The organism is Haloferula sp., assembly GCF_049672945.1.
Classification (GTDB): Bacteria; Verrucomicrobiota; Verrucomicrobiia; order Verrucomicrobiales; family Akkermansiaceae; genus Haloferula.
In genome coordinates, this window is the sequence record NZ_JBATWY010000004.1 from 43,639 (window position 1) to 65,096 (window position 21,458).

Sequence of the window (21,458 nt, forward strand, 5' to 3'; positions counted from 1 at the left end):
GCTAGCGCGACTGAAACACTTCAAGCTCCCTGATAAAGCCAATTTCGGCAGGGTAGTTGTCCTGCTTTGGATGCTGTTCGAGAAAGGTGATCCGCACGTGGCGGGCGGGGCGCTTGTCGAAGCGAATCGTCGCCTTGCCTTCCGTCTTGGCTTTGAATTCGTGGCGTCCGACTTCTTCGAAAGCCTTGCCGTTGGCGCTGATGGAGATGGCAACTGACTTGGTGGAACCAAAGGCGGGGACGCCGAGACGCACCGCGTGGATTTCACGATCGCCGAGCAGGTCGATGGTGGCGTGTTTGGGAAGGGGCGCTGAGCCGGTGGCGAAACACTGTCCTGCACCCCCATCCCAGCGCCCGTCTGTTAGGCCGCTGTTCCAGTTGCTTTTGTTCGGATCGCTGGAGGTGAAGGGTTTCCCCAGCGCGATGTTGCACCCGAGCTCGGGGTCGTGCGGCCAGTGGGAGTGAAACGCAGATGCCGGGAGCCCGGCACTGTTGACGAGATTGGGTGAGGCGGTTTGGGACCAGGCAAAGCGCACCTGCTTGGGTGATGGAACTTTTTCACTCCGAAGAACGACCTGATCGCCCTCGATCGTGGCCTTGGCCGGGTGGAAAACCTCATCGGCACCGGCAATTTCGAAGGAGTCGGGGGACTTCTCATCCCTCGTTTTCAAAGAGCTTCCGCAATGATTGAAGCGGACTCTGATGGCGGAGTCTTCTACGGAGAATTCGCGGAAAAGCGGACCGGACTTCACAAGATCCTTCTTGCCGTAGGTGTCGGCGAGCGCGAGCAGTGCGAGCCGGTGGCCGACATCTGATTTGTTGTTGGGGTGGATGTCCTGCGGGTTGCCGATGTCATTGATGACCGCCATGCCGGTGTGAGGGATTTCAAGCGTCTCGCATTGGGCGGCCCAGATCTGGGGAAGCTGATCTCCTTGGTCTCCGTAGTTGAAGGGTGCCAGCTGGACGAAAAGAAAGGGAGCGTCGGGATTTTCGAAGACCGAGCGCCAGCCATTGATCAGCGCTTCCATTTTCCAGCGGTACTGCATGCCATCGCCCCGGTTGGATTCGCCCTGATACCAGATGAAGCCGCGCAGGCCGTAGGGTTTGAGAGGATGAATCATCGCCTGATAGAGCCCGAGTTCCTTATTGTGCCCGACCGAGAGGATCGGAGGGGCGGGCGGCTGGGCGGGAGGCGTCTGATGGCGCTTGAGGGATTTGTGGGCTTTGCCGATCCAGGCGCGAGTGGCCGCGAGGTGGCGGTGGGCAGCTTCTTCGTAAGCTTTGGTGCCGGGAAGTCTTGGCAGGCGGTAGCGATGGATTTCGGCCAGCTCATCGACGGAGGCGAAACCTGCTTCCGGAATCCACGGCTCGATCCGCGATCCTCCCCATTCGCTTGAGATGATCCCGATTGGCACGCCGATTTCTTTTCTCAACTCGCGACCGAAGAAGTAGGCAACCGCGGAAAAATTCCGCACCGTCTCCGGCGTTGTCGCTTGCCACTGGGCATCGACGTCGTCGAGCGGATGCGGGGAGAGTTTGTTGGGCGCATTGAAGATCCGCATGCCTTCAACCGGACCGGAGTTGGCGATCTCCTGGTCTTGAGGGCGCGTTTTCGAGATCGGCCACTCCATATTTGACTGGCCACTTGCGAGCCAGACCTCGCCGACAAGCACATCCTTGATCCTGAGGGCATCGCCTTCCTCTTCGGTAACGACCAGTTCACCCGGAGTGGCATTGGCCGGCATGGCATCGAGCTGAACATTCCACCGACCGTCGCCGCCAGTTTTCGTCGACTTGGTTTGGCCGGCAAAGTTCACCACGATTTTCTTCCCCGGCTTTGCCCATCCCCAGACGGGAACAGGGCGGTCGCGCTGGAACACGGCTCCATCGGAGAAGAGATGGGGGAGCTTGACGCCAGCGATGGCCGGAAAGGTCGCCAGCAGAGCAAAGAGAAGCGTGAGAAGCAATTTCACTGGGTTTGCTTACGCCGTGGAAGGCTCGGTCTTGCAAGGATCTTGATATCGGGCGGGGTTTGAGCTGGATCGGTCGATTTTTGCTCCGGAAAGAGACGGAAATCCTGAAATATTCGCTTGCTTGCAGGGCATTGCGGGTGAACTCTTTTGCCGAATCATTACAAACCTAGGTAACTCACTAAGGAAATGCTTCCAGAGCACGCCCCATTCACCCCTGATCAACGCCGCAGCCTCGACTCGCTGCTTTCCGGACTGACTCCCGGACAGCGCTTCTGGCTCGCGGGTTTCTTGTCCGCCGAGTCTGCTGCAGTCCCCCCAGCCGGGGTCGGAGCCGCAAAGGCCTCGCTGTCGCTGACCGTGCTCTATGGCACTGAATCGGGAAATGCCGAGGAGCTTGCCGCGCTGACGACCAAGACCGCCAAGAAGCGCGGCTTCAAGGCATCGATGAAGAACATGGCGGATCTTTCGCCGGATGATCTGACCAAGGTGGAGAATCTGTTGGTGATTGTGAGCACTTGGGGAGAAGGGGATCCGCCGGAGACGGCGGTGGGATTCTACAATGATCTGATGAACGGCGCGCGTGAGCTGCCGAAGCTGCGCTTTTCCGTCTGCTCGCTGGGCGACACCAGCTACGAGCAGTTTTGCAAAATCGGCAAGGACTTCGACAGTCGACTTGAAGCGCTTGGGGGCAGTCGTGTCGCTGCACGTCAGGACTGCGATGTCGACTTCGAAGAGGCGCACGCCACTTGGATGGAGGCCGCACTAACAGCATTCGGTCCGGCGACGTCTGAAGCCCTGGTAGCCGATGCTTTCGTCCCTGTCGTGACCGAAGCGTTCGGCAAGAAGAATCCGTTTCCGTCCGAGTTGCTCGAAAAGGTCCTGCTCAACGGTGAAGGCAGTTCCAAGGAAACCTGGCATTATGAACTCTCGCTTGAGGGCTCGGGTCTGAGCTACGTGCCGGGCGACTCGCTCGCGGTGGTGGCTCTCAATGCTCCAGACATGGTCGAAGGCGTGCTTAAGGCAGCCAGGCTGAAAGGAACCGAGGAAGTCACCTTGAAGGGCGGTTCACCCAAGTTGCTGGCGGACGTGCTGCGTGAGGATCTCGAAATCACCACGATTTCCAAGGCGGTCTTGAAGAAGCTTCAGGCTGTCACCTCATCGGACCGACTTGCGTCCTTGTTGAATGATGATGCCAAGGATGAACTCCGGGATTATCTCTGGGGCCGTTGGTTGGCTGATGCTCTCGTTGATTTCGCACCGGATGGAGTGTCGGCCGAGCAGTTGGTATCGATTTTGAGAAAGCTGCCGCCGCGTCTTTACTCGATCGCTTCCAGCCCGTTGGCGCATCCCGATGAAGTGCATCTCACCGTGGCATCCGTGCGCTATGAGGCGAATGGTTCTTTGAAAAAGGGAGTGGCATCGACCTATCTGGCGGACCTTGTGAATCAGGGTGGCAAGGTGCTGGTCTATACCCAGCCTAACAAGAACTTCCGTCTGCCTGAATCTGATGAGACAGCGATCATCATGGTCGGACCAGGCACTGGAGTCGCGCCTTTCCGTGCCTTTGTTGAAGAGCGCGCGGAGAGGGAAGCCAGGGGTAAGTCGTGGTTGATCTTCGGGGACCAGCATTACACCTACGACTTCCTCTATCAGCTTGAATGGCAGGATCATCTCAAGAGCGGTGCCCTGAGCAAGTTGGATGTCGCCTTTTCCCGCGATCAGCCGGAGAAGGTCTATGTCCAGGATAGGATGATCGAGAAGGCAGAGGAGCTCTACGCCTGGCTCGAAGAAGGTGCCCATTTCTATGTCTGTGGCGATGCCTCACGCATGGCCCACGACGTTCACGAGGCCCTGATTTCGATCGTCGAAACCCAAGGCGGCAAAACTCACGAAGAGGCCGAGGCTTATGTCGAAGCCCTCAAGAAGGCGAAGCGCTATCAGCGCGATGTTTATTGAAACCCGAATCCAAATTTCAAATCGCAACCTAGAGAAAATGAGCGAAGAAAAGCTAGCAGCCAACGAAGGGATCAAGATCCGTTCGAACTATCTGCGTGGAACGATTGCGGAAGGCATGGCGGACCTGTCAACCGGTTCCCTGTCGGACGATGATCAGCAGTTGATCAAGTTCCACGGCAGCTACCAGCAGGACGACCGCGATTTGCGGGCGGACCGGCGCAAACACAAGTTGGAGAAGGCTTACTCCTTCATGATCCGCATCCGGGTTCCGGGTGGTGTGGCGACCCCGCAGCAGTGGATCGAGACTGACCGTATGGCGGATCAGTTCGCGAATGGGACGATCAAGCTGACCACACGTCAGGCCTTCCAGTTCCACGGGATCATCAAGACCAACCTCAAGCGGACGATCAAGGAGATCAATGAGGCGGCGATGGATACCATTGCGGCTTGCGGTGATGTGAACCGCAACGTGATGTGCAATCCGAATCCTTATCTCTCATCGGTCCACGATGAGGTTCTCAAGGCGGCTCGGGATATTTCGACTCACCTGACACCGGCGACCCGGGCTTATCATGAGATCTGGCTCGATGGTGAAAAGATCGAGACGAGTGAGGAGGAGCAGGAGCCGATCTACGGCAAGACCTACCTGCCCCGGAAGTTCAAGATCACCATCGCAGTTCCTCCGAGCAACGATGTGGATATTTTCGCCAACTGCCTGTCGTTCATCGCGATCGTCGAAGACGGCAAACTGGTGGGTTACAACGTCGCCGTCGGCGGCGGCATGGGGTCGACGCATGGAGATGAGAAGACCTATCCGCGCATCGCCGATGTGATCGGATTCTGCACACCCGAGCAGGTGGTGGATGTGTCGGAAAAAGTGGTGATGGTGCAACGCGACTTCGGCTGCCGCACGGATCGCAAGCACGCCCGTTTCAAATACACCGTGGATGACTACGGGCCCGATTGGATCCTGGCGAAGCTCAATGAGTATCTCGGCTATGATCTGGGTCCGGTGCGTGACTACGAGTTCGCTGACAATGGAGACCGCTTCGGTTGGGTCGAGGACGAGAAGGGGAACTATCACTACACCCTGTTTGTGGAAGGGGGGCGGGTGCTCGATACGCCTGGCTATCCGATGCGCGAAGGTTTGCGGGAGATCGCGAAGATTCACGACGGCGACTTCCGTCTGACCGCGAACCAGAACCTGATCATTGCCAACATTTCGTCGAAGAAGCGGGCGGAAGTGGAAGCGCTCTTGGAAAAGTATGGGATGGCAAAGAGCCATGAGCGCAGCGCGATGCGTCTTTCATCGATTGCCTGCGTCGCCCTTCCAACTTGTGGTCTCGCGCTTGCGGAGGCCGAACGCTATCTGCCGGAGGTTATCACGGATGTTGAAGAGGAACTTGAGAAGGTGGGTCTGCGTCACGACGCGATCACGATCCGCATGACGGGTTGCCCGAATGGCTGCGGTCGTCCTTTCATTTCTGAGATCGGCTTCGTCGGTCGTGGCCCGAATCGTTACAACCTCTACCTCGGTGGCGGACATGCCGGTCAGCGCCTCAGCAAGCTCTATCGCCAGGATCTCGATGCGGCGGACATCCGCAGCACGCTTGCTCCAATCATCGGGCGCTACGCGAAGGAGCGCGAAGAGGGCGAGCACTTCGGTGACTTCGTGATTCGTGCGGGCTTTGTCGAAGCGACTGTGCAAGGCGGCGACTTCCACAAGAACATCAAGGCGGAGGCCCTGAGCAACTGAAGGGTCTGAAAGACCGAGACAGCATGTCCATTGCCACTGAAAGTGCTGAATCACTCAGCATCGAGCTTGCCGGGCTCAATGCGGGCGATCGATTACGCCTGCTGCGCGAGCATTTTGGTGGCCGACTCGTGGCGTCGACGAGCTTCGGATTGCAGTCGGCCGTCATGCTCGATCTGATTGCGCAGCATGCGCCTGATGTGCCGGTGGTGTTCATTGATACCGGATTTCTCTTTCCGGAAACCTATCGTTATGCCGAGCAGTTGACGGAACGCCTAGGGACCGACCTGCGGATTTTTCATCCTCGCTTCAGTGCGGCCCGGATGGAGGCGGTTCATGGAAAACTATGGGAGCAGGGGAAGGAAGGCGGGGACAAGTATTCGGTGATCACCAAGGTCGAACCGATGGACCGGGCGCTGCGCCAGCTGGGGGCGGACGTCTGGATCAGTGGCGTGCGACGAAGTCATTCCAGCACACGAATTGACCGGCCGCTCGCCGAGCAGCAGAAGAAGACACTCAAGGTCTATCCGATCCTCGACTGGGCGGATGCCCAGATTTCAGCCTACATGCACGATCGCGGCTTGCCGAGCCATCCGCTCGCGGACCATGGTTACGTGACCATGGGTGACTGGCATAGCACCAAGCCGGCAGTCGATGGTCTCGACGCCGAAGCGACCCGCTTCAATGGCGATAAATACGAGTGCGGCCTGCACCTCGATTCGGGCAACACCGATTTCCAAATCTAACATTCAACTACGACAATCCCATGCCAATCGCACAATCCATGGTCGACACCGTCGGCAACACTCCACTCATCAAGCTCAACAAGGTGACTGCTGGTCTCGATGCCGAGATCTGCGTGAAAGCCGAGTTCTTCAATCCACTCTTCAGCGTCAAGGATCGCATCGGCAAGGCGATGATCGAGGCTGCTGAGAGGGACGGTTCGCTCAAGCCTGGTGGTCTGATCATCGAGCCGACTTCCGGTAATACTGGGATCGCGCTGGCATTTGTGGCTCGGGCGAAAGGATACCGCTGCATCCTGACGATGCCGGAGAGCATGTCGATCGAGCGTCGCGTGTTGCTGCGCTTGCTCGGTGCGGAGTTGGTCCTGACACCGCGTGCCAAAGGCATGGGCGGGGCGATTGCGATGGCGAAGAAGATGCTTGAAGAGGATCCGAGTGCGTTCGGTCCGGGACAGTTCGATAATCCGGCCAATCCGCAGGTCCATCGCGAAACCACTGCCGAGGAAATCTGGAAGGATACCGATGGCGAGATCGCCGCCTTCGTGGCGGGTGTTGGAACGGGAGGCACGATTACGGGTGTCGGCGAGGTCCTCAAGTCGCGCACCGATCTGAAGGTCTTTGCCGTCGAGCCGACCGCCAGTCCGGTGATCTCCGGCGGCGCTCCGGGTCCGCACATGATTCAGGGGATCGGTGCCGGATTCATTCCTGGAAACCTCAATGTCGACGTGATTGATGAGACGATCCAAGTCACCAATGAGGATGCTTTTGCAACCGCGCAGGCTCTGGCTCAGGAAGAAGGGCTGCCTGCTGGCATTTCGACCGGAGCCAACGTTTGGGCTGCGATGCAAGTGGCCAAGCGTCCTGAATTCAAGGGCAAGCGGATTGTCACCATCGGCTGCTCGGCGAACGAGCGCTACCTCTCGACGCTGCTTGCTGAGAAAGTTCGTGAAGAAGTCGCGCAACTGCCGGTGGCGGACATCTGAGAATCGTCGTCACTTCAACATTCTCGAAACACAAGCGCCCGGTCGATCATTCGACAGGGCGCTTTTTTGAGGGGAATGAGCGAAGGTCGTGCCAGTTCGAATTACTCCGCCGGAGTTTCGATCTCTGGAAGCGCGACATCGCTTGGATCTGCCGATGGGGCCTTGCCGCTCCGGACTTCGCCATTCTTGAGATCCTGGAAGAATGATTGCCGATTGGTTTCCTTCGAGTAGCGAATCCCCATTCCGACGAAGAAGGAACATGCGGCCAGCAAGAGGAAGACCATGGTCATGAGAAAGCTTGCACCTCCACTCGGCGGGGCGCTGACGACATGAGGACGCGGTTCAGGCGCTTGCCTGCGGGGCTTCTCAGAGCGGCTTTCGGAAGCTTCCTCCTTGATGATTGGCGACTCCGCAGGCCCTTCTTTGTTGAGCTCGATGAGCTCTTCCGGAGTGAGGGTGAAATCGAAGGCCACGTCGCCGATTTTGACCGGTGCCCCATCGGACAACTCGACGATGTCTTTGACCTTGCCGTCGAGTTTGGTGCCGTTGGTCGAGCCGAGATCACGGAGTTGGTAACCCCCTTTGACACGTTCCATGATCGCATGGCGGACGGAAATGGACCCGCAATCGATCACGATGTCGTTTTCGCTGCCTCGGCCGAGAGTGACGCTCTTGCGATCAAGGGCAAAGCGGTAGGGTTGGGACTTCTTGTCCGGAACGGTAATGGTGACGCGTGGCATGTGGGTAGAACGGGGTTTGCGGAAGATTTCTAGCGGAAAATCGAGGCGATCTGCACGGAAAATCTCGATTGCGGCGGATCGCGATAAATCCCGATTGCCAAGCGGGCCCGGCTCTGCTGGATTTGTCTCACCATGGCCAGCGCTACAAACGTCCTCGCAAGCGGGATTGAAATCAACGGGTCGATCCGTTTCTCCAATGACATGATCATCGACGGTAAGATCGAAGGGGAAATCATTTCTGACAAAGGTCGTGTGACCATCGGTGAGAACGCCTTCATCAAGGGAGACGTGACTGCCGGTGAGGTGAAGGTCTTCGGCAAGGTCGAAGGAAAGATCACTTCGGAGCGTTGCGAACTGAAGGCCAAGAGCCGTCTCGAGGGCGATATCAAGACGAAGAACCTTTCGATGGAAGAAGGTGCGTCACTTTCGGGGAAAACCGAAATCGGCGGCTGAAGTCAGCCGCAGGCAATTTTCAATTTTAAAGGGTGGCCCTGCCGGGGTCGCCCTTTTTTTATCCTCCTGCAAGGCCCTGCTGACGGTCCCAAGCGATCACGGAGCCAGCTCGCGACAGATCCAGGCGATCCGCTCGGCGACGGATTCGGTCTCCAGCATCTGCTGACGGTCGTCGGGTTGATGCAGGAATTGCTGACAAATCACATCCGCAAGAATGGCGGGGTCATCGATCTGCCGGCTCATGTCGAGCACGGTTTGTCGGACCTCTTCGGGAAGTTCCAGTGTGGCGGCCTCCGCCGCTTCGCGAAGGGCTTCGGTGGCCGACTCCGCCTGGGATTCAGGCTCGAAGACGGCTGGCAAGGGAGAGATGCGAGCTTTCGGGTAGGGGGCGTCGTCGATCCACTCGGTGAATCGGACCCGGATCACCCCATGCAGCAGCAGGTTGGAACTGCCGTCTTCCATTTCCCGGGAGGCGCGGACCAGTCCGACGGTGCCAATGGGGGCGGTGCACTTGCCGGGTTCCTTTGTTTCCGCTCCAGTCAGGCGAGCGACGGCGAAGAAGCACGAGTCGGACAGCGTGTCTTCGAGCATCTGCCGGTAGCGGGGCTCGAAGATGTGCAAGGGCAGGCCACCGTGGGGAAAAAGGGTGCAGTCCGGGAGAAGCATGGCACCGCAGACTTCCGGAATGTGGAGCGAGGACATGCCCTATGGGAGTCTGGAAGTATCGGGGACGCAACGTCAAATCCTCGCGACTTGGCTGCGGCTATCTTCGCGCATCGCAAATGCAAGGTTCGCCGCAACAAGGGCACCGGAAGCGACCAAAGAGAAGCACGCGTGAGGTGACGGCGAGCCGGTAACTCCCGAGAAGGCGCGAGGCCTTGCGGTTCCGGCTGCAGCGCGGGTTGGCGATGAGCGGTCCGTGACAAAGCGGGCAGCGGATGCCTGATCCAACCATCAGATAGATGAGGCCACTGGGAATCGCGATGCCGAGAAAGACGCCGCTCAAGTAAAGGTCTTCCCGATGATCGAGAACCGTGGCCCACAGAATGGCGGGAATCAGCAGAACGACGCTTAGCGTGAAAAGAAGGAACATGAAGCTGCCAAGCCGAAGTCTCGCGACGGATCTGCTGGAATGAAAACGATGCATCCGGACTCCTTGTCGAACGGGAACAATCGAAAGGAAAGGCGAAAGTCTCAGAAACCGAAGCTTAATCGAAAGATAACATGACAAGCTCTGATAAAAGAAATTCAGATATCATCCCGGGCTCTCGTTTCGAACCTCATGAGCTCAGCGATGAAGGTCAGCGGGACGTGACCGGTTTCACCGTTCCGGTTCTTCGCAAGCACAAGCTCAGCCTTGCCGGCCTCCTCTTCCTTTTCTTCCTCGGTCTCGGCGTAGTAGGCAGTCCGGTAGAGCAGCCCGATCATGTCGGCGTCCTGCTCGATGGTTCCGGATTCCCGCAGGTCCGACATACGTGGAACCCCTAGTGATTTGCCGGTCCGTCCCTCCGGGCCGCGGTTGAGCTGGGCGAGGACGATAATCGGAATGCTCAGCTCCTTGGCGAGGGCCTTGATGCCGGCGGAGATCTCACCGATTTCCCGCTCCCGGGAATTTGCCGCCTGCTTGGAATTGGATTTGAGTAGCTGGAGGTAGTCGATGGCAATCAGGCCGATGTTGTCTTCGCGTTTTCGACGGCGGGCCTTGGCCCGCAGGGTTTCGATTGGAATGCCTGCCGTATCATCAACCCACAACTTCGCCGAAGCCACTTCCTGCGCAGCCCGTTTGAGTTTGATCAACGACTCCTTGTTGGGCTTGAAGCCTTTCCCAAGCTGGCTCATTGCGAATCGGGCGCGTGAAAAGACCAGCCGCTGGACGATCTGGAAGGCCGTCATTTCGCAGGAGAAGACCATCGATGGCACGCCTTGATCGATCGACATGTGTTCGACCAGATTCATCATCAGCGAGGTCTTACCCATTGAGGGTCTGGCGGCGACGACGAACATTTCCCCGGGTTTCAGGCCCTTGCTCATGCGGTCGAGATCGGGATAGCCGGTGGCCACTCCCTGAACCTCCATTTCGCCTGCGAGGATCTCTTGGAAGCGGGTCATGACCTCGCCGACGGATTCCTTGATGTCGAAGCCACGTGCCGATTCGTTGCCCTGGCGGATGCCGAGGACCGACTGTTCGACGCGATCAAGGAGCTGCTGGGTTTCTTCCGGATTGTCGTAGGCCTCGGTGATCGATTCGGTGCAGGTCTGAATGATCGATCGCAGCACATACTTGTCTTTCACGATCCCGAGGTGGGTCATGAAATGGGCGGCGTTCGGAGCGTAGGTGTAGATGTCGGTGATCGCCGATGAGCCGCCGAGGTGATCGAGCGTGCCCCGGTCGTGGAGCTTCGAAACCAGCGACACCAGCTCGATTTCGATCCCCTTCGAGTTGAAATCCGAAAGTGTTTCGTAGAGCAGTCCGTGGGCAGGCAGGTAGAAGTGATCGCGGGTCAGGCCTTCCTCGTGGGCGCGGCCGATCCATTGCTCGGGATCCTTGAGCATGGAGGAGAGGATGCTTTTCTCCGGTCCGAGGGCATTGGGCAGAGAGCGGGAAACGTCACCGGCCATGTCGTCGGCGCCGGATTGAAGGGACATATTGTCGAAGGGTTTCTTGGATTGAACGTCGGTAGCCATCAGAGGGGGCGAAGTTGTCCGACCGATGAAATTCGGTCAATGGTGGCGAGCTGCGAACTTCTGTGAATAACCCTCTTCAGGGGGGACGTCGTGGCGGGACGCCGCGAACACGGCCTGCCCCGGGCCGGGGCAGCGACAGGCGGGAAACAAAACGGGCGGGTTCCGAAGAACCCGCCCGCTTGGGAAAAGGATGTGAATAAGCTTACTCGGCGCCTTCGTCACCGGTGGCCTCGACGTTGATCGTCATGGTGGTGGTGACATCGGGATGGACGCGGATGGTCACGTCGTTTTTGCCGGACTTCTTGATCGGCTTGTCGAGCTCGATGGCGTGGCGATCGATGATGATACCAGCCGCTTCGAGTTCCTTGTGAATGTCGATCGAGGTTACCGAACCGAATGCTTTGCCGCCCTGGCCGAGCTCGAGAACGAACTTCGGACGGAGCTTGGAAATTTTGGTGGCGATGGCTTGGGCGCCTTCGAGTTCCTCGGCTTCGCGACGGGCGCGGGCAGCTTTGAGGTTTTCGATGTGGCGGAGATTGCCTTTGGTGGCCTCATAGGCCTTGCCGGTGGGGACGAGGTAGTTGCGTGCATATCCTGCACGGACTTTGACGACGTCGGACTCGGCACCGAGACCTTCGATTTTTTGACGGAGAATGACTTGAGCGTTGGCCATGGCGTACTTTGAGCGTTGCTTGGGGGCGGGGAGGTAGGCAGGCGGGCAGGATGAGTCAAGGAAAATGCAGGAAAGGCTGAACGAACGTAGGATCTGGCTCGACCGGCATTTAGAGTCTGCTAGCTCTTGAGCCTGAGCCATGGGAGACGAAGAAAAGAAGAATCCGCCACCGCCGAGTCTGAGCAAGCCAGCGGCCACTCCGCCCCCACCGAGTCTGCACAAGCCCGACCCGGCGCCGTCGATGCCGCCGGCTGCGGGAAATTCCGGGCCGCCGGTCCTTCAGGAGAAGCCGATCGTGAAGGATGAGGATCAAGGAGACGACGAACTCGTTCACGGGGCCATGGCTCCACTGAATACCCGGCTGATTGCGGCCTTGATTGATGGCTTGGTCGCGATGGGACTCTACTTGATTGCATGGAAGCTGCTTCCGGCGTTTTTGGAGAATTTGGCGTGGGTGTTTCAGTTCGGCTACTGGGTGACCCGCGATTCGCTGCCGTTTCTCAAGGGCCAGAGCATCGGCAAGACCGCGATGAAGCTCAAAGTCGAGAAGCGCGATGGGACCACGATGATCAAAGACTGGCCAACGGCGGTCATTCGAAACCTGCCGATGATCATTCCGTTCTTTGGTCCGTTGATCGAGGCGATCGTGCTCTTCACCCGCGACAACAAACCGGAGAAGGGGCTGCGCCTGGGGGATGACTTTGCGAAAACCAAGGTGGTCGTTTGGCGGCCTGAAGAGGAGGCTGCTGAGTGAAGATGAGGTAGTCTATTTCTGGCAGCCGGGGCACCAGTAGGTGGAGCGTTGGCCCATGACCTTTTGCTTGATCGTCGATTCGCAGTTTCGACAAGGCTCGCCACTGCGGTCGTAAACGAAGAGGCGCTGGCGAAAGTAGCCGGGTTGTCCGTCGGAGTTGACGAAGTCCCGAAGCGTGGTGCCGCCTTGCTCGATGGATTCGTGGAGGACTTCGCGGATCGATTGCGTCAGGCGTTCCAGCTTGGGGCGGGAGAGTCTTCGGGCGGCGGTCGTCGGGCGAATCCCTGCGCGGAACAGGGATTCGCTGGCGTAGATGTTGCCGACACCGACGACCACCTTGTTGTCCATGATGACCTGCTTGATCGGCGTGGATCGGCTGGCGCAGGCTTGCTTGAGATGGCTGGCGGTGAAGTCGACGGAAAGGGGTTCGGGTCCGAGTTTTGAGAGCAGCGTGTGCTCGAAGGGGTCTTCGTTCGGAAGGTGCAGGTAGATGCCGAAGCGACGGGGATCGTGAAAGCGCAGCTGCTGTCCGTTGGTGAGATCGAGGATGATGTGATCGTGTTTTCTGAGGTCGCTCAGTGGGTCGGCGAGACGGAGGCTGCCCGACATGCCGAGGTGGACGATCAGCGAGCCCTTTTGTTCGAGGGTGATGATGAGATACTTGGCACGTCGTCTAACATCAGTGAATCGGTCCCCTTCGATCTGATCCAGAGTTTCCGAAACGGGATGGCGAAGCTGGCGATTGCGGACGATGACTTCACGGATGCCTGTTCCGATGAGATGGGGGGCGATGCCGCGAAGGGTGGTTTCGACTTCTGGAAGTTCGGGCATGCCTAGGGGAGGATGTAGTAGATGGTGGCGATCACATGACAGACGCTGCCGGCGATCACGAACAGGTGCCAGATGGCGTGATTGAAAGGGAGGGTGCGCCAGGCGAAGAAGATCACACCTAGGGTGTAGCAAAGTCCTCCGGCGACCAACCAGGCGAGGCCGGGACCCGGTAGATTTCGGATCAAGGGCACGATGGCAATGACCGCCAACCAACCCATCACCACGTAGAGCGCAGTCGACCACCAGGCTTCGCGGTTTTCCTTCATCACCGATTTCAAAACGACGCCGAGAATCGCAAGCATCCAGACAGCGGTGAAGAGCGACCATCCCCACGGCCCACGAAGGGTGATCAGCGTGACCGGGGTGTAGGTGCCGGCGATGAGAAGGTAGATGCAGGCGTGATCGAGGATTTGGAAGAATGAGCGGAGGCGGGGGGTTGAAACGCTGTGGTAGATGGTCGAGGAGGTGTAGAGCAGGATCAGGGTCGTGCCGAAAACAGAGGAAGCGACAATGCGCAAGGGATCCGATCCGGAGGCAGAGATCATCAGAACCAGTGCGATGACCGAAAAGATGGATCCGATGGCATGGGTCACCTGACTGGCATATTCCTCATTTCTGCTGTCGCAGAGCGGGGAGCGAGGGCGGAAGGGGACGGCGGCCACGGGCGGAAACTTAGAAGGGCAGGCTCCTTCTGTCCACGCCGGGATGCTTTCCTTGAGGTCGAGATGATCAGTGCTAGCATCGCTCCATGCGGAGAGGGAAAAAGGTCAGACTGGTTTGCTCTGACATTGATGGGACGGTTCTTGGAGAGCCTGATTCAGTGGTGGAGTTCAGGAAAATCTGGGACGGCATGGGCTCGGAGCGACCGGTCCTGATGTATAACACAGGTCGATTACTGGAAGACGCCAAACGGGTCATTCGCGAGGGAGGTTTGCCGATGCCGGACTATTTCGTCGGTGGTGTGGGGACGATGGTCGAGGAGGTGGCGAGCGGTGAGGTTTTGACGGAGTATTCTCAGGTGCTCGATCAAAACTGGGAACGGGCCCGGGTGCATGAGATCGTGAGTGGATTCGAAGGCATCACGCCTCAGGCGGACGAGCAGCAGCATGAGTGGAAAAGCAGCTGGTTCTGGCAAGAGGCGTCGGCCGCGGACCTTGAGCGTCTGAAGTCGTCGCTGGCGAATGCTGGGCTAGAGGCGCAGGTGATTTATTCGTCGGCCAGGGATCTGGACCTACTTCCGATGACCGCCAACAAGGGCAATGCCTTGCGCTGGATTTGTGAACGTTTGGGCATCGGACTGGATGAAGTGGTGGTCTGTGGCGACACGGGCAATGACTCGTCGATGTTCCTGGTGCCGGGAGTCCGGGGAATCGCCGTGGGGAATGCTGAAGCGGAATTGCTAGAGGCCATCGCAGGGACGGATGCCCATCATTCCAAAAGAATATGTGCGGCCGGTGTTCTTGAAGGTTTGCGGCTTCTTGATGTGATTGAAGAACCCCACATTTCAGACTCATGAGAGATAAGATCGATATTCTCCATTTCTCGATTCACGGTTTGATCCGCGGCGAAAACCTTGAGCTTGGTCGCGATCCGGACACCGGAGGGCAGTGCCTTTATGTGCTGGAACTCGTCAAGGCGCTCGCGCGCGACGAAAGAGTCGGACGAGTGAGTCTGGTGACCCGCCGGGTTTTTGACAGCAGGGTCTCGGACGACTATGCCGCCGCCGAGGAAGATCTTGGAAACGGAGCGGACATTCGGCGGATCGAAGCCGGTCCGCGGCGTTACCTGCGCAAGGAAGTGCTGTGGCGACATCTGGACGCTTTCGTCGACGGCACGCTGGCATGGCTTCGTCGCGAACGGCGCGTGCCCGATCTGATCCATGCTCACTACGGCGATGCCGGTTATGTGGGTCGGCAGGTGGCCGCCGTGCTTGGCTGCCCCTTTGCTTTCACAGGACATTCGTTGGGTCGAGTGAAGCGGCAGAGACTCCAGGAGGGTGGAATCGATTCCGCTGATGCGGAGCGCCGCTATAACCTTGATGCCCGGATCGAGGCAGAGGAAATGAGTCTGGACGCGGCTTCGATGGTTTGCACGAGCACTCAGCAGGAAGTCGACGAACAGTATTCGCTCTATGATCAGTATGCTGCTGAACGGATGCGCGTGATTCCTCCGGGGGTCGATCTGACCCGCTTCGATGGCGAAGGTGATCCGGACGTGATCCGTGGCGTGGCGGAGAAGGTGGATCGCTTTCTAACTGATCCTTCGAAACCAGCGGTTCTGGCCATTGCGCGGGCGGATGAACGCAAGAATCTGGTCGGTCTGGTGAAGGCATTCGGTGGCAATGAATGGCTTCGGGAACATGCCAATCTGGTGGTGATCGGCGGCAATCGCGACAAGCTTGCCCAACTTCCACCCGGTGGTCGGAAGGTTTGGAATGAACTCCTCAAGGCGATTGACGATCTCGATCTCTACGGTGTTTGTGCGATTCCCAAAAAGCATGCAGCGCCTGAGGTTGCCGGCTTTTATCGCTGGGCATCCGAGCGCAAGGGCGTGTTCGTCAATCCGGCGTTTACCGAACCCTTCGGGCTGACCCTGCTCGAAGCGGCGGCGGCTGGGCTTCCTCTTGTGGCGACGAATGACGGCGGCCCGCGTGATATTCTAGCGAACTGTGAGAATGGAGAACTCGTCAACGCCTTGGATCAAGACCAGATCGGCAAGGCGATTGAGAGCATTCTTTCCGATCCAAAGCGGCAGGAGAAACTATCAAAGGTGGGCGGGGTGAAAGTTCGTGAGCACTACAGCTGGGACGCTCATGTCGGAAGGTACCTCGAGGAACTCGAACGGATTCTTCCGAAAGAAGGCAGGCCGGACGAAGAAGGCTCGCGCCAGCTGCTGGCAAAAGCAGAGCACTGGGTGGTGATGGATTTGCCACCCGCTCTCGAGGAAGAGTCTGACGAATTGGTCGATCGCTGGCGGACTCTTTTCCGCTCGAACGAGATCGGGCTGGGGATTGCGACAGGCCTTTCCTACGCCGACACGCGTGAGGTCATCGAAAGGCTCGACATGCCGAAGCCGGCCTTTGTGATCAGTGGGCTGGGAGCGGCGATTCGCTATGGCAAGACCGGGGTAAAGGATGAGGTCTGGGACAAGCAGGTTCGGATTCGCTGGGACCGCGAGGCTGTCGTCAAGGCGCTGGAAGACGCAGAGAATCTCGAACTCCAACCTGAAGACCGCCAGCATCCCCTCAAGGTTTCCTACTTTTGGAAAGGTGAGGGAAAGCCGATGCCAAAGCCGATTCTCGGGAATCTGCGCGAGCAGGGGGTCGCGGCGAAAGTGATGGTGACTGCCGATTGCTTTGTCGATGTCGTGCCCGTGCGCTCGGGAAAAGATGTGGCGCTGCGCTATCTTGAGCACAAATGGGGCATTGATCCGGCGCGGATCTACTGTTTTGGGACCTACGGCAACGATATTTCCATGGTGAGGGGTCGGAACCTGAGTGCGATCGCCAAGGATGGGGATGCCACGCTGCGGCGTCTTCGCTCCCGACCACGGCTTTACAAGTGCAACGAATCGGGACTCGCCGGTTTCTTCGAAGGGCTGGACTTCTATGGGATTCTGGAAGGATCACCGCCGCCACTTCCGGAGGAAGCGGATACGAGCGATGACGAAGCTGTGCCAGAAAGCGAGCTTCAGGCCTGACGATGGAAATGAAGGCCTGCCACGTGGTCTGCGGCCCGCCCGCGTCAGGAAAAACCCACTATGCCCGCCGGATCGCTGCGGAGTTGGGGGCTTGTTTGATCGATAGCGACGAAGTGGCGGAACGGCTGGTTCGTGCCGGACTCCAGCTTGCCAAAATGAATCCGGACGACCGCGATTCACCGGCATACAAGCAGGCCTATCGAGAAGTGGTCTACGAAACCATGTACGATGTTGCTCGTAGTAACTTGGAAGTGGTTCCCGTCGTGCTTGCCGGGCCCTTTACCAATGAAGGCGGGATGTACGCCTGGCCGGAGATGCTTGAGGCGAGGCTGGGCGTGATGCCGGAGCTGCACTTCGTCTGGTGCCGGCCCGGGCAGCGGCGACTGAGAATGATGAAACGGGGGAAACCCCGTGACCTACCGAAGCTCGTGGACTGGGAAGCGTATTGCGAGACCTGCCGCGAGGAGGCGCCGGTCTGGCGCCATCACTTCGTCGACACCAGCTCATCGTAGACCTCGAGTGTGCCTTCGAGCATTCGCTGGAGCGTGAAGGGGTTCTCCCGCGTGACGGCAGCAGGCGCAGCGAGCAGCTCGCGGATGATCGGCAAGGATGCATCGGGGTCGAGGGGGGGCAGGAGGCCTTTGGGATAAAGGAGTTCCAGCTGTTCCATGACGCCGCCGAGGGCGTAACCGGCGACGGGGATTCCCAAGCTCAGGGCTTCGAGCGTGGTCCGGCCGAAAGACTCGGGTTGCCGGGTCAGCGAGAGCACCAATGTTGAAACCGCGAGAATCTCCCGAAGGTCGGAGCGGTTCCCGGTGAAGGTGATGCGTTCGCTGAGTCCGGCTTCTCGGACCGCCTGATGAATCTCGGACTCGTAGTCCTTTTTGCGCGGATGAGCGCCGCCGACGATCAGACCGTGGAGCGAGGGGTCATCTTTAAGCTGGTTGAAGATTTTGATGAAATCGCCATGTCCTTTCAACCGCGTGATCCGACCCGGCAGGGTGATCAGGCGTTTGCCGATCGTGGTTGGAAACTCAGATTCGAATTGCGAGCGCCAGTCGGAATCAGGTTGAAACCCATAAGGGTAGGCAGCTGGATCGACGCCGCGAGGAACGACCCGGAGACGCTCGTCCGGAGTGGTCGGGTAATTACTGCGAACATAGTCGCGAATGCTTTCCGAGACGCAGATCACCCGTTCGCCGCGGCACATGATTTGTGACCAGCGGCTCACTGAGTAGAACCCGTGGACCGTGGTGACGAGTCGGGGCCGGGAGGAGGGTGAGAGTTTTCTCCAAACGAGCCAGAGCAACCACGCGGGGACCCGGGAACGAAGGTGGAGGATGTCAGGTCTTTCGCTCTCCAGGAGCGCCCGGACCTGCCTGGCAAGGAAGAGGGTGCTGAGGCTCTTTTTTCCGACCGGCAGGGTGATGTGGCGGCTGCCATCGGACTCCAGCTCGGAGACGAGTCGACCGCCGCCCGAAAGGACCAGCGATTCGTGGCCCTGCCTGATGAGGTGGGCACCCAGTTCGAGGGTGCCACGTTCGACCCCGCCGGAATTCAGCTCTGGAAGAACCTGAAGAACCTTCATGGATTGGGGAGGAGTGAAGGGAAAAAGCGTTTGAGAACCTCGACCGCACAGCGTTCGGACTCACGGAGGACTTCCGGTGGCTCGGGCAGCGGGTTCGACGGCTCCCAATGGTCGAAGGGCGTCAGGTAGCGGTCGGCGATGAGTTCATCGATCCCTCTGGCGACCCGGCCGTCAGGCTTGAGCCGCGGAACCGGGAGGAGGCCCACCCGTGCGCCACTACTAAGGGCCTCGTAGATCATCGAGACGCTGTCTTCGGTGACCCAGACTTCGGCTGCTTCCGCCAGTCTCTCGGGGAGCCAGTCCCGACCGGTGCTGGCATGGGGGTGAGTGATCAGGGCCGGGCAGTTCTTTGCCAAGGACTCGAGTTCTCCTTCAGGTGTCCGGCGCGAGTTGGTCACACGCCAAGGTCTTTCGCCACAGGCCTTGACGATGATGCGGATCGCGGTGGAGATGGCTCTACTGTCCCAGCCGTAGGATCCCGAGGGGCCACCAACGAGAATCAGTCCGCCATTCCGTGGTCTTTCGTCAGGGGAAGGGACGCGGTTGAGCGCACCGCGGGTCGCGATCATGTTGACCCGGGGTTTTCTCCCCTTGAGATCGTGGCGAGGGATCAGGCAGAGGTCGAAAAGGTTGCTCGGGAGAGTCGGCTTCATCAGCACCACGCTGGGAATGTCGTTTCGGCGGGCGATGGCGAGCATCCGCCCATGGACGGCATGGCCCGCTCCGATGATCAGCTCCGGACGTGGGATTTCATCATGGAGCTCGCCCGAGGAGAACAGGCTCGCGAGCAGATGGCGTTTCTTGACTGGAAGAATGGTTACTTCGGTTTTGGTGAGGCGTCCCAAGGCTTCAGCGAGCCCGCGGGACTGGTTCTCGTGACCGGGCTTTCCGTCGCTCAAAAGCAGAATCTGAAGGGTTTCGTTCATGCTTTTTTGGGTTTGGGGACGGCGGCGAGTTCCGCGGCAATCTCCTTCCAGCCGTCCGGATGGGTCGGATAATCAAACGAGCGTGTCCATGGCCTGCCGTGGACCTTGCAGCCGATGATCGACCGTAGATTGGCACGTTTGGCCGCCTTGGCGAGGACTTCCGTGCCGCCGAAAAGCAGGGCAGCATCGAGTGGTGCCGGATGGGAGGCATCAATCCGATCAAGCGCGCCATCAGCATGTTCTTCCGGAGCGGAGTGATCCCATTCGTGCTTCACCACCCGGGAGTCGGGGTGGTCGCCGGGCAGCGAGGTCAGCCAGTCGATCCGCAGATCCGGGCGTTCGTCGAACAAGGCCGAGATCAGAACGTCCGCATCCTCCTGACTGTCGTCGTGGAGTGTTAGAAGAACACGCATCGGCACGGTGGCCTGCTTGGCGATTTCAGGATCGAACTTGGTATAGAAACTCAGAGGTCGGGTGCGGTCGGTGCGCCAGCGGTCGTGGAACCAGAAGACGTCGGCAAGGCTGACCCGCATGGCGGTTTCAAGGGCCGTGACGATCCCGGTCACGCCGGGCGATCTTCCTAACAAGTGCATTTCGGCATGCCAGCGACCGAGATCGATGGTCGAGATGGTCAGTGTGCAGACATCGGCTTTGGCACGGCGCGCCATGAGATCAGGAAGGGGCGTGCAGGAAGTGAGCTTGCCGAAAAAAGGCATCACCACGCCCTGAGCACCCGGACGCTGGTCGGCAAGCACGCCCATCGGGCCGGGGGAGCGAAGCAACGCGATCGGCGCATGAAAACCCTCGTGCCGACTGAATAGCTGGCAGCCATCGGCGGCGCGACGCTCGTTGGTCAGCTGGTTCATCAGGGGATTTCCCAGAGGACGGTAGACGGTCCCGAAACGGCTGACTCCGGCATGGAGACCGCTGAGTTTGGCCATGATTTCCCAGTTGCCCATGTGCGACATGATCACGACCAGGCCGTTTCCTGCTTCTTCTCGGGAAAGCAGATCGCAGTTTGTCGTCTCGATGTGTTCCGCGAGCTGCTCGGATGTCATCGTCGCGCTTTTCAGGCTGCTTAGGAAGTTGGCACCGACGCGGCGAAAGGTTTCGTCGATCAGGCGATCGAGCGCTTGGGGTGAGAGGGGATTTTCCGCTGTGGCGATGCGGAGATTTCGGCGGATCAGGTGGCGGTAGCGCGGGCTGACCGCCTGGAAGGCCCGGCCCGCGTGGCGACCGAGGACGGCGCAGGAATCCATCGGCAGCATGCCCACGATCGCCTCGATCGACCGGAAAGCGGCATACTCCAGACGGTGGAGCAGGGTCGGGGGTTCGGTCTTGGGTTCGGCCATGCGTTCGCGATGTTTGACGGTGGCGTCCATCACCGCAAGCCTTGGGCTTGCCTGACCGGGAAGATCCAGACTAGCCTCCGCGCGTCGGTCCCGTAGTTCAACGGATAGAACAAGGGTTTCCTAAACCTTAGATGCAGGTTCGATTCCTGCCGGGATCACTTTCTATCCTGACCGGAGGCTTGTGGCCGCGTGTTGCGCCATAGAAAGATGACACCGGGGAGGTAAGGTCGTTGCGCCGGATTTCATGACACCCGGACTTGGCTTGTTTTTGGCGTGGTTCTGGTGGGGTTGGCGAGGGCTTCCGATGGCCCGGGCGGAGAGGAGGCGCAGGGAGCGCCAGCGACCGTAGC

General features: G+C 59.0%; 20 protein-coding genes and 1 tRNA gene. 10 read left to right on the forward strand and 11 right to left on the reverse strand.

Annotation, left to right across the window (positions count from 1 at the left end):
• Nucleotide 1 precedes the first annotated feature (1 nt).
• Nucleotides 2-1,972, reverse strand: a complete 1,971-nt coding sequence (locus WBG04_RS00315; RefSeq protein WP_424312333.1) for a sialate O-acetylesterase — start codon at nt 1,970-1,972, stop codon at nt 2-4.
• A gap of 186 nt (nt 1,973-2,158) precedes the next feature.
• Between WBG04_RS00315 and WBG04_RS00320 the strand changes: the two genes are divergently transcribed.
• The 4 genes from WBG04_RS00320 to cysK are packed head-to-tail and all read left to right on the forward strand — an operon-like array spanning nt 2,159 to nt 7,407.
• Nucleotides 2,159-3,928 (forward strand): diflavin oxidoreductase, encoded by a 1,770-nt coding sequence (locus WBG04_RS00320; protein WP_424312334.1) that lies wholly within the window; start codon nt 2,159-2,161, stop codon nt 3,926-3,928.
• Nucleotides 3,918-5,684 carry an NADPH-dependent assimilatory sulfite reductase hemoprotein subunit gene (locus WBG04_RS00325; RefSeq protein ID WP_424312335.1) on the forward strand — a complete coding sequence of 589 codons (1,767 nt, stop codon included), beginning with the start codon at nt 3,918-3,920 and terminating at the stop codon, nt 5,682-5,684. The genes WBG04_RS00320 and WBG04_RS00325 overlap by 11 nt, the downstream gene beginning before the upstream one ends.
• Before the next feature lie 23 nt (nt 5,685-5,707).
• Entirely contained in the window at nt 5,708-6,427 is a 720-nt protein-coding gene (locus tag WBG04_RS00330) for a phosphoadenylyl-sulfate reductase (protein WP_424312336.1), read from the forward strand.
• 20 nt (nt 6,428-6,447) lie between these two features.
• Nucleotides 6,448-7,407, forward strand: a complete 960-nt coding sequence (cysK, locus tag WBG04_RS00335) for a cysteine synthase A (RefSeq protein ID WP_424312337.1) — start codon at nt 6,448-6,450, stop codon at nt 7,405-7,407.
• A 101-nt stretch (nt 7,408-7,508) separates the two neighbouring features.
• Here the strand turns inward: cysK and WBG04_RS00340 are convergent, their stop codons facing one another.
• Nucleotides 7,509-8,147, reverse strand: coding sequence for an FHA domain-containing protein (locus WBG04_RS00340; protein WP_424312338.1), 639 nt, complete (start codon nt 8,145-8,147; stop codon nt 7,509-7,511).
• Between the two features lie 132 nt (nt 8,148-8,279).
• Between WBG04_RS00340 and WBG04_RS00345 the strand changes: the two genes are divergently transcribed.
• Entirely contained in the window at nt 8,280-8,600 is a 321-nt protein-coding gene (locus tag WBG04_RS00345) for a bactofilin family protein (RefSeq protein WP_424312339.1), read from the forward strand.
• 96 nt (nt 8,601-8,696) lie between these two features.
• Here WBG04_RS00345 and WBG04_RS00350 read toward each other — a convergent pair whose 3' ends face one another.
• The 4 genes from WBG04_RS00350 to rplI form a co-directional block, all read right to left on the reverse strand.
• Nucleotides 8,697-9,302 carry an LON peptidase substrate-binding domain-containing protein gene (locus tag WBG04_RS00350; protein ID WP_424312340.1) on the reverse strand — a complete coding sequence of 202 codons (606 nt, stop codon included), beginning with the start codon at nt 9,300-9,302 and terminating at the stop codon, nt 8,697-8,699.
• 61 nt (nt 9,303-9,363) lie between these two features.
• Nucleotides 9,364-9,693 (reverse strand): hypothetical protein, encoded by a 330-nt coding sequence (locus tag WBG04_RS00355; RefSeq protein WP_424312341.1) that lies wholly within the window; start codon nt 9,691-9,693, stop codon nt 9,364-9,366.
• Between the two features lie 155 nt (nt 9,694-9,848).
• A complete protein-coding gene (gene dnaB / locus WBG04_RS00360; RefSeq protein ID WP_424312342.1) occupies nt 9,849-11,246 on the reverse strand; it encodes a replicative DNA helicase in 1,398 nt (465 codons plus the stop codon).
• 241 nt (nt 11,247-11,487) lie between these two features.
• The gene (gene rplI / locus WBG04_RS00365; protein ID WP_424312343.1) at nt 11,488-11,958 is read right to left on the reverse strand and encodes a 50S ribosomal protein L9; all 471 of its coding nucleotides are present in this window, start codon (nt 11,956-11,958) and stop codon (nt 11,488-11,490) included.
• A gap of 139 nt (nt 11,959-12,097) precedes the next feature.
• Between rplI and WBG04_RS00370 the strand changes: the two genes are divergently transcribed.
• Nucleotides 12,098-12,712 carry an RDD family protein gene (locus tag WBG04_RS00370; RefSeq protein WP_424312344.1) on the forward strand — a complete coding sequence of 205 codons (615 nt, stop codon included), beginning with the start codon at nt 12,098-12,100 and terminating at the stop codon, nt 12,710-12,712.
• A gap of 12 nt (nt 12,713-12,724) precedes the next feature.
• Here WBG04_RS00370 and mutM read toward each other — a convergent pair whose 3' ends face one another.
• Nucleotides 12,725-13,543: a bifunctional DNA-formamidopyrimidine glycosylase/DNA-(apurinic or apyrimidinic site) lyase gene (mutM, locus tag WBG04_RS00375; protein ID WP_424312345.1), complete on the reverse strand. Its 819-nt coding sequence runs from the start codon at nt 13,541-13,543 to the stop codon at nt 12,725-12,727.
• 2 nt (nt 13,544-13,545) lie between these two features.
• On the reverse strand, nt 13,546-14,205 hold the full coding sequence (gene trhA / locus WBG04_RS00380) for a PAQR family membrane homeostasis protein TrhA (RefSeq protein ID WP_424312346.1): 660 nt from the start codon (nt 14,203-14,205) through the stop codon (nt 13,546-13,548).
• Nucleotides 14,206-14,291: 86 nt separating this feature from the next.
• Between trhA and WBG04_RS00385 the strand changes: the two genes are divergently transcribed.
• From WBG04_RS00385 to WBG04_RS00395, 3 genes are read left to right on the forward strand one after another with little or no spacing between them, the layout of a single operon-like run.
• A complete protein-coding gene (locus WBG04_RS00385) occupies nt 14,292-15,059 on the forward strand; it encodes an HAD-IIB family hydrolase (RefSeq protein ID WP_424312347.1) in 768 nt (255 codons plus the stop codon).
• Nucleotides 15,056-17,242 carry an HAD family hydrolase gene (locus WBG04_RS00390; protein WP_424312348.1) on the forward strand — a complete coding sequence of 729 codons (2,187 nt, stop codon included), beginning with the start codon at nt 15,056-15,058 and terminating at the stop codon, nt 17,240-17,242. The genes WBG04_RS00385 and WBG04_RS00390 overlap by 4 nt, the downstream gene beginning before the upstream one ends.
• Before the next feature lie 2 nt (nt 17,243-17,244).
• Nucleotides 17,245-17,754 carry an AAA family ATPase gene (locus WBG04_RS00395; protein ID WP_424312349.1) on the forward strand — a complete coding sequence of 170 codons (510 nt, stop codon included), beginning with the start codon at nt 17,245-17,247 and terminating at the stop codon, nt 17,752-17,754.
• Here WBG04_RS00395 and WBG04_RS00400 read toward each other — a convergent pair.
• The 3 genes from WBG04_RS00400 to WBG04_RS00410 are packed head-to-tail and all read right to left on the reverse strand — an operon-like array spanning nt 17,727 to nt 21,138.
• Complete coding sequence (locus WBG04_RS00400; protein ID WP_424312351.1) at nt 17,727-18,830, reverse strand: glycosyltransferase family 4 protein; 1,104 nt, start codon at nt 18,828-18,830, stop codon at nt 17,727-17,729. The genes WBG04_RS00395 and WBG04_RS00400 overlap by 28 nt on opposite strands.
• The gene (locus tag WBG04_RS00405) at nt 18,827-19,756 is read right to left on the reverse strand and encodes a mitochondrial fission ELM1 family protein (protein WP_424312352.1); all 930 of its coding nucleotides are present in this window, start codon (nt 19,754-19,756) and stop codon (nt 18,827-18,829) included. The genes WBG04_RS00400 and WBG04_RS00405 overlap by 4 nt, the downstream gene beginning before the upstream one ends.
• Nucleotides 19,753-21,138 carry a lysophospholipid acyltransferase family protein gene (locus tag WBG04_RS00410; RefSeq protein WP_424312353.1) on the reverse strand — a complete coding sequence of 462 codons (1,386 nt, stop codon included), beginning with the start codon at nt 21,136-21,138 and terminating at the stop codon, nt 19,753-19,755. The genes WBG04_RS00405 and WBG04_RS00410 overlap by 4 nt, the downstream gene beginning before the upstream one ends.
• 56 nt (nt 21,139-21,194) lie before the next feature.
• Here WBG04_RS00410 and WBG04_RS00415 point away from each other — a divergent pair.
• A tRNA-Arg gene (locus WBG04_RS00415) sits at nt 21,195-21,266 on the forward strand.
• Nucleotides 21,267-21,458: the final 192 nt, after the last annotated feature.

Coding starts and splice junctions, on each gene's coding strand:
- WBG04_RS00340 (WP_424312338.1), bottom strand. CDS start 8,147: ATGCCACGCGTCACCATTACCGTTCCGGACAAGAAGTCCCAACCCTAC.
- mutM (WP_424312345.1), bottom strand. CDS start 13,543: ATGCCCGAACTTCCAGAAGTCGAAACCACCCTTCGCGGCATCGCCCCC.
- WBG04_RS00370 (WP_424312344.1), top strand. CDS start 12,098: ATGGGAGACGAAGAAAAGAAGAATCCGCCACCGCCGAGTCTGAGCAAG.
- WBG04_RS00390 (WP_424312348.1), top strand. CDS start 15,056: ATGAGAGATAAGATCGATATTCTCCATTTCTCGATTCACGGTTTGATC.
- WBG04_RS00410 (WP_424312353.1), bottom strand. CDS start 21,138: ATGGACGCCACCGTCAAACATCGCGAACGCATGGCCGAACCCAAGACC.
- cysK (WP_424312337.1), top strand. CDS start 6,448: ATGCCAATCGCACAATCCATGGTCGACACCGTCGGCAACACTCCACTC.
- WBG04_RS00385 (WP_424312347.1), top strand. CDS start 14,292: ATGCGGAGAGGGAAAAAGGTCAGACTGGTTTGCTCTGACATTGATGGG.
- WBG04_RS00345 (WP_424312339.1), top strand. CDS start 8,280: ATGGCCAGCGCTACAAACGTCCTCGCAAGCGGGATTGAAATCAACGGG.
- WBG04_RS00320 (WP_424312334.1), top strand. CDS start 2,159: ATGCTTCCAGAGCACGCCCCATTCACCCCTGATCAACGCCGCAGCCTC.
- dnaB (WP_424312342.1), bottom strand. CDS start 11,246: ATGTCCCTTCAATCCGGCGCCGACGACATGGCCGGTGACGTTTCCCGC.
- WBG04_RS00355 (WP_424312341.1), bottom strand. CDS start 9,693: ATGTTCCTTCTTTTCACGCTAAGCGTCGTTCTGCTGATTCCCGCCATT.
- WBG04_RS00350 (WP_424312340.1), bottom strand. CDS start 9,302: ATGTCCTCGCTCCACATTCCGGAAGTCTGCGGTGCCATGCTTCTCCCG.
- WBG04_RS00330 (WP_424312336.1), top strand. CDS start 5,708: ATGTCCATTGCCACTGAAAGTGCTGAATCACTCAGCATCGAGCTTGCC.
- rplI (WP_424312343.1), bottom strand. CDS start 11,958: ATGGCCAACGCTCAAGTCATTCTCCGTCAAAAAATCGAAGGTCTCGGT.
- WBG04_RS00325 (WP_424312335.1), top strand. CDS start 3,918: ATGTTTATTGAAACCCGAATCCAAATTTCAAATCGCAACCTAGAGAAA.
- WBG04_RS00405 (WP_424312352.1), bottom strand. CDS start 19,756: ATGAACGAAACCCTTCAGATTCTGCTTTTGAGCGACGGAAAGCCCGGT.
- WBG04_RS00395 (WP_424312349.1), top strand. CDS start 17,245: ATGGAAATGAAGGCCTGCCACGTGGTCTGCGGCCCGCCCGCGTCAGGA.
- WBG04_RS00400 (WP_424312351.1), bottom strand. CDS start 18,830: ATGAAGGTTCTTCAGGTTCTTCCAGAGCTGAATTCCGGCGGGGTCGAA.